The sequence below is a fragment of the Nostoc sp. S13 genome (genome assembly GCF_029379315.1).
Taxonomy (GTDB): domain Bacteria; phylum Cyanobacteriota; class Cyanobacteriia; order Cyanobacteriales; family Nostocaceae; genus Nostoc.
In genome coordinates this window covers 1-6,501 of sequence record NZ_JAQYWQ010000204.1, presented here as the reverse complement: position 1 = coordinate 6,501, position 6,501 = coordinate 1, and the positions used below count along the sequence as shown (strand labels likewise).

Here is a 6,501-nt window from a genome sequence, read left to right as displayed (position 1 = left end):
TGCTTGTGAATAATGCTTATTTTATCTGAGTTCCAGGCTTAACTGAACCGTATTGATTCATGAATTGCCCCTACATTTCGTACTTGATGCGTAAGTCCTACTATAGTGAAGAAAGACTTTATAAATCTTATTAATGACTCTAACTACACAGCAGCTTACAACCCAAGATGCCTTTGAAAAATTCTTTTGGAATTGGCAGGGTTACAAAATTCAGTACACTGTCATGGGTACAGGACGCCCTTTGGTACTGGTTCATGGCTTTGGTGCTTCGATTGGACACTGGCGTAAAAATATCCCAGTTTTAGCTAATGCTGGCTACCAGGTATTTGCCATAGACCTTTTAGGTTTTGGCGGTTCTGATAAAGCGCTGATTGATTACAGTGTGGAAGTTTGGGTGGAACTGCTGAAAGATTTCTGCACAGCACATATACACGAACCTGCTGTATTTATTGGCAACTCCATCGGCGCACTTTTGAGCTTAATAGTACTGGTAGAACATCCAGAAATTGCTGCTGGCGGTATTTTAATTAACTCTGCGGGTGGTTTGAGTCATCGTGCCCACGAATTGAATCCGCCGCTACGGATTGTGATGGCAGCTTTTAATCGGTTTGTGCGATCGCCAATTACAGGTAAATTTGTCTATAACCGCATCCGCCAAAAAGCTCAAATTCGCCGTACTCTCTATCAAGTTTACCGCGATCGTGAAGCCGTCACCGATGAATTAGTCGATTTACTTTATACTCCCTCTTGCGATCCAGGAGCGCAACAAGTTTTCGCCTCCATTCTCACAGCCCCTCCTGGCCCAAGTCCAGAGGAATTATTGCCTAAAGTAGAATGTCCTTTATTAGTGATTTGGGGTGCTGACGATCCTTGGACACCAATTACTGGGGCCAAGATTTACGAACAGGCGCGTGAGAATGGCAAAGAAATCAAAATTGTTCCCATTCCTAATGCCGGTCATTGTCCCCACGATGAAGTTCCAGATGTTGTCAATGCTCAGATTGTCGATTGGCTGGCGCAAAGGTGATAATTTCGTCCCTAAGCTCGACTTTATCCATTTTTTGGCAACGCTCAAGTTGACGCTGAAACCTTTGTGGGACGGTAGTTTTACTTTTTGGATTTAACCGTGAATCAGTTACATGGAAAAAGTTTTTGCCAAAAAGCTAGAGTTTTTGGTCTATAAAGAGATGCAAGTCTTAATTTTGGATAAAGTCGAGCTAAACGCAAGTTGCCAAGAAAAAACCGGGCATGAAGATTAGTTAGGTTGCTTCCGGCTAGGAATTACAGTAGTTTTTAATAAAATACACTACATGCGTAGGGGCATAATATATTGTGCCCCTACAATTATGTGTGTTCCACGCTTGGGAAAATTGCTGTAATTTTCATGAGTATCAAAGACTTGTTAACGGAGTACAAAGACTCGTTAATGGAGCTAAAAGACTCGTTCACGGAGCTAAAAAACTCGTTCACGGAGCTAAAAGACTCGTTCACGGAGCTAAAAGACTCATTCACGGAGTTCAAAGACTCGTTCACGGAGCTAAAAGACTCATTCACGGAGCTAAAAGACTCCTTAACGGAGCTAAAAGACTCATTCACGGAGTTCAAAGACTCGTTCACGGAGTTCAAAGACTCATTCACGGAGCTAAAAGACTCATTAAGGGTAATGCGCTATCAGTAATTATCTAGTTATCTGCTGTAGTAAACTACATCTAAGTCAGAAGCCTGCATTCAATAGTTGATAGCGCTGTGAAAAAAATCCTGATTGTGTCAGCTAATCCCACGACGACAGATAAACTTCGCTTGGACGAGGAAGTAAGGGAAATTCAGGAAGGGTTGCAACGCTCTCGCAGCCGAGATAAGTTTGAACTGATTACTAAATGGGCAGTGCGTCCTGATGATTTGCGGCGGGCGCTTTTAGATCACGATCCTCATATTATCCATTTTTCTGGACATGGGGGAGGAAATCAAGGTTTAGCCTTGGAAAATAATACAGGGCAAATGCAGCTGGTGAGTACAGAATCACTGGCAAGGCTATTTAAGTTATTTAAGGACAAAGTTGAGTGTGTATTATTAAATGCCTGTTATAGCGAGGTGCAAGCTGAGGCAATTTACCAACACATTAACTACGTAGTTGGGATGAATCGGGCAATTGGGGACAGGGCGGCAATTAAATTCGCGGTAGGCTTTTATGATGCACTGGGCGCTGACAGGTCTTATGAGGATGCTTATGAGTTTGGCTGTAGCGCTATTGATTTAGAAAGTATTCCAGAGTTTTCCACCCCCGTGCTTAAAAGTCCCAACAATCCCCAAGGTGCTATCTCTGCTAACGAAACTATTCCAGATACCGAGATAAAACTAGCAGTCTCCTTAGAAAATCCAGAAGGGCAGGTCTCTCTAAACTCTGCTTTCTATGTCGAGCGATCGCCTATTGAGGTAGACTGTTATGAAGCGATTCTTCAACCAGGGGCGTTAATTCGCATCAAAGCTCCCCGGCAGATGGGCAAAACTTCTCTCATGTCGCGGGTTCTCCATCATGCTAGTCAAAATGGCTATCAGACTGCACGTGTAAATTTCCAGTCAGCCGATGCAGAATTTTTCGGTAATTTAGATCAGTTTTTGCAGTGGTTCTGCGCCAGCATTACTTATGAATTGAATCTACCCGATAAGTTAGACGAGTATTGGAAGGGTGTTTTAGGTAGCAAGAATAAATGTACAAATTACTTTCAACGGTATTTATTACCCGCCATTAATAGCCCCATCGCTTTGGGTTTGGATGAAGTCGATGAAGTCTTTAAGCATCCCATAATTGCGGCTGATTTCTTTGGATTGCTACGAGCTTGGCATGAGCGGTCAAAGAATGAGACAGTTTGGAAAAATCTCCGGTTGGTGATTGTGCATTCTAAGGAAGTTTATATCCCACTCAATATTAATCAGTCGCCTTTTAATGTCGGCTTACCCATTGAGTTGCCAGACTTAAATCAAATACAAGTACAAAACTTGGTACAGCGTCACAGACTCAATTGGTCTAACTCACAAATTGAAGAATTAATGACACTGGTGGGTGGTCATCCTTATTTAGTGCGGGTAGCGCTTTATGAAATTGCCCGTGGTCGGATGACGCTGGAAAATCTGCAAAAAATCGCCGCAACTCAACAAGGGCCTTACAGTGACCATTTACGCCGCCATTGGCTGAATTTGCAAGAGGATGCAGAATTGCTAGCGGCGGTCAAACAAGTGATGACAGCAAATCGCGCCGTGGATGTGGGCACAACTGAAGCGTTTAAACTCCGCAGTATGGGATTAGTTAAGTTTCAAGGCAATGAAGTGATACCTCTGTGTGAATTGTATAGGCAATATTTTGGGCATCGTTTAAGAATTAAAAATTAAGAAAGTACATTAGGAGTGCAATAGGACTTTTATCTGCAATTATCATTTAACAAAAAGGATTAACAATGGTTCAATTTATTCAAGGAAAAGATATCACCCTAGCCCAACTTATTGATGAATTTGGTCTACAACTTGCAGACAATGAAGAGTTTTTTTCAGAGTTGCAGCAAGATTTACCTGAGTTGAGTGATTTAGAAAAGCAATCTCTCAACGAAGTCAAAGCAGAATATTTGCATTTATCTCGTTACCAAATTTTGGAACCTGTAGTCAAAATGGTGGTGCTATCTCCACTATTACGTTTAGCAGGTTTTTATCGACCGCCTTTTTACATCGCGTCGGAACAAGAGGTCAGAATTTCTTCTGAAGACGAAGGCACAATTGTTAGAGGACGTATTGACATCTTGGTGTTTCATCCTCCACTTTGGGTGCTTGTGATTGAGGCAAAACGGGCACAATATTCTCTAGTAGTTGCAATTCCACAAGCATTGGCTTATATGTTGGCAGATGCAACTTCGGCAAAACCTGTTTTTGGGTTTGTCACCAATGGTAGTGAATTTCAATTTATTAAGTTGACGAAACAGAGTACACCGAGATATGCCTTATCTTACACACTGTCGCTTAATCGTGGGGATGACTTATATACTGTCGTAAAAGTATTAAAACATCTAGCTGGTTTAATTCGTAATTCCTAATTTGTAATTTGTAATTATGACCTCTCCCTGGTTTTACTACGCAAAACCGTCCCTCTCCGATTCGGAAAGGGACAGACTTGAGCTTTAGTTCAAAGCAGGGAGAGGTTTGTCTAACTCACGTTGTATTTCATAATTTTTAATTTTTAATTTTTAATTTTGAATTTGGAGCGAAGCGACGTGACTCAGTACCAGTATCAAGTCGGTGGTAGTCTGCCTCAAAATGCCCTAACTTATGTTATACGGCAAGCTGACCATGACCTCTATGAAGGCTTGAAGGCTGGGAATTTTTGTTATGTGCTCAATTCCCGGCAGATGGGGAAATCTAGCTTGCGGGTGCAGGTAATGCAGCAGTTGCAAATTGAGGGATTTGCTTGTGCTGTTGTTGATATTACAGCTATTGGTACGGCAGATATTACTCCAGAACAGTGGTATGCCGGGGTGATTGATACTCTGGTGGGAAGTTTTAATATTTATACAACTTTTGATTTAGATACTTGGTGGACTGATAACGGGTTGCTTTCACCAGTACAGCGGTTGAGCAAGTTTATTGAAACAATTTTACTTAAAATAATTACTGAAAATATTGTTATTTTTATTGATGAAATTGACAGCGTTCTGAGTCTTTCATTCAACTTTGATGACTTTTTTGCAGTTATCCGCGATTGCTACAACCGACGAGCAGACCATCCTGAATATAATCGCGTCACCTTTGCTTTGATTGGCGTATCTACACCTTCAAACTTGATTCAAGATAAACGCCGGACACCTTTTAATATTGGACAGGCAATAGATTTAACTGGCTTTCAACTCCAAGAGGCGCAACCCTTGGCGCGGGGTTTGGCAGCAACGGGAAATCCTCAAGAGGCAATGGCGGCAGTGCTGAACTGGACGGGAGGACAGCCGTTTTTGACGCAGAAAGTTTGTAAGTTGTTAATTGAGGAATGCCCTGTAGAGACGCGATTTATCGCGTCTAGTGGAGATGAGAAGAAATCCCAAATTGAGGCGTTGGTGGCAGGGGTGGTAAGAAGGCGGATTATTGAGAATTGGGAGACGCAGGATGAGCCGGAGCATTTGAAGACGATTCGAGACAGAATTTTGCAGAGTGGGGAACAGAGGACTGGGCGATTGTTGGGGTTGTATCAGCAGATTTTGCAGCAGGGAGAGATAGCAACCGATGATAGTCCTGAACAAACGGAACTGCGGCTGACCGGGTTGGTGGTGAAACGGGAGGGGAAGCTGCGAATTTATAACCGGATTTATACAGAGGTGTTTAAGCAGGAATGGTGCGAAAAGATTTTAGCTAACTTGCGCCCCTACTCCGATACATTTAATGCCTGGGTTGAGTCAGAACGTCAAGATGAGTCGCGCTTGTTGCGGGGACAGACTTTGCAAGATGCCCAAGAATGGGCAGTAGGTAAAAGTTTGAGTGATTTGGACTATCAGTTTTTAGCTGCTAGCCAGGAGTTGGAAAAGCGCGATGTGCAGAAAAGGCTGGAAGCAGAGGAACAGGCAAAGCAAGTTTTAGCAAAGGCAAACCACAAAGCTAATCAACGGATTCGTATTGGTTCTGTAGTGCTAGGTTTTGCTCTAGTGGGGGCAATTGCTTCGGGAATATTTGCACAACAGAGTGTTCAGCAAGCTAATCATGCCAACAGAGATTTAAAAACAGTTAAGACAGAAGCCGAAGCCCAGCGTCAAAAAAACGAGTGGATATCACAGAGGGCAAAAAAAACAGAAGCCAGAGAGAAACAAGCAGAAGCTAACTTGAGAAAAGCTAATCAACAGTTTAAAGCCGCAACAAAAAAGGCAAAGTCTGCTGAGGAAGATGACAAGAAAGCAACCATAGAAAAACAACAGGCACAACAACAAACAGGAAAAGCTCAGAGTGACCTGAAAGTAGCAGACATTGCCCGGAAAAATGCTTCGGAGGAACGAAACAAGGCACAGCAAGAACAACAGCAAGCACAACGAGATTTGAAAACAGCGCAGATTGCCAAGACAGAGGCAGATGCAGCCCGGAAAAATGCCCTTACAGCTACGCGATTGGAACGAGATGGAACAAATGCGCTGCGAGAGTTTGATTTAAGGGCAATTGACGGACTGCTATTAGCGATGCGGGCTTCTAAAGAATTGAAAAGTCTGGTCAAGGATAAACAATCTTTAGCAGAATATCCCGCTTACAGCCCTTTGTTTAGTTTACAGACTATTCTGCTGAACATTCGTGAACAAAATCAACTGGAGGGGCATAGCAGTTTGGTCAACAGCGTCGTCTTCAGCCCCGATGGCAAAACTTTAGCTTCCGCAAGTTTTGACAACACGATCAAATTGTGGAATCGGGAGACGGGCAAAGAAATTACCACCCTGACTGGGCATAGCAGTTTGGTCAACAGCGTCGTCTTCAGCCCCGATGGCAAAACTTTAG

General features: G+C 42.9%; 4 protein-coding genes. All 4 read left to right on the top strand.

Translation table 11 applies throughout. The features are described 5' to 3' along the window. Window positions 1-133 precede the first annotated feature (133 nt). Window positions 134-1,027 (top strand): alpha/beta fold hydrolase, encoded by an 894-nt coding sequence (locus PUQ00_RS31810; protein ID WP_300423911.1) that lies wholly within the window; start codon window positions 134-136, stop codon window positions 1,025-1,027. A 719-nt stretch (window positions 1,028-1,746) separates the two neighbouring features. Beyond that, window positions 1,747-3,387, top strand: coding sequence for an AAA-like domain-containing protein (locus PUQ00_RS31805; RefSeq protein ID WP_300423910.1), 1,641 nt, complete (start codon window positions 1,747-1,749; stop codon window positions 3,385-3,387). Between the two features lie 65 nt (window positions 3,388-3,452). Beyond that, a complete protein-coding gene (locus PUQ00_RS31800; protein ID WP_300423908.1) occupies window positions 3,453-4,079 on the top strand; it encodes a type I restriction enzyme HsdR N-terminal domain-containing protein in 627 nt (208 codons plus the stop codon). Window positions 4,080-4,256: 177 nt separating this feature from the next. Beyond that, window positions 4,257-6,501 (top strand): AAA-like domain-containing protein (locus tag PUQ00_RS31795; protein WP_300423907.1); only part of this gene is annotated, 2,245 nt, incomplete at its 3' end.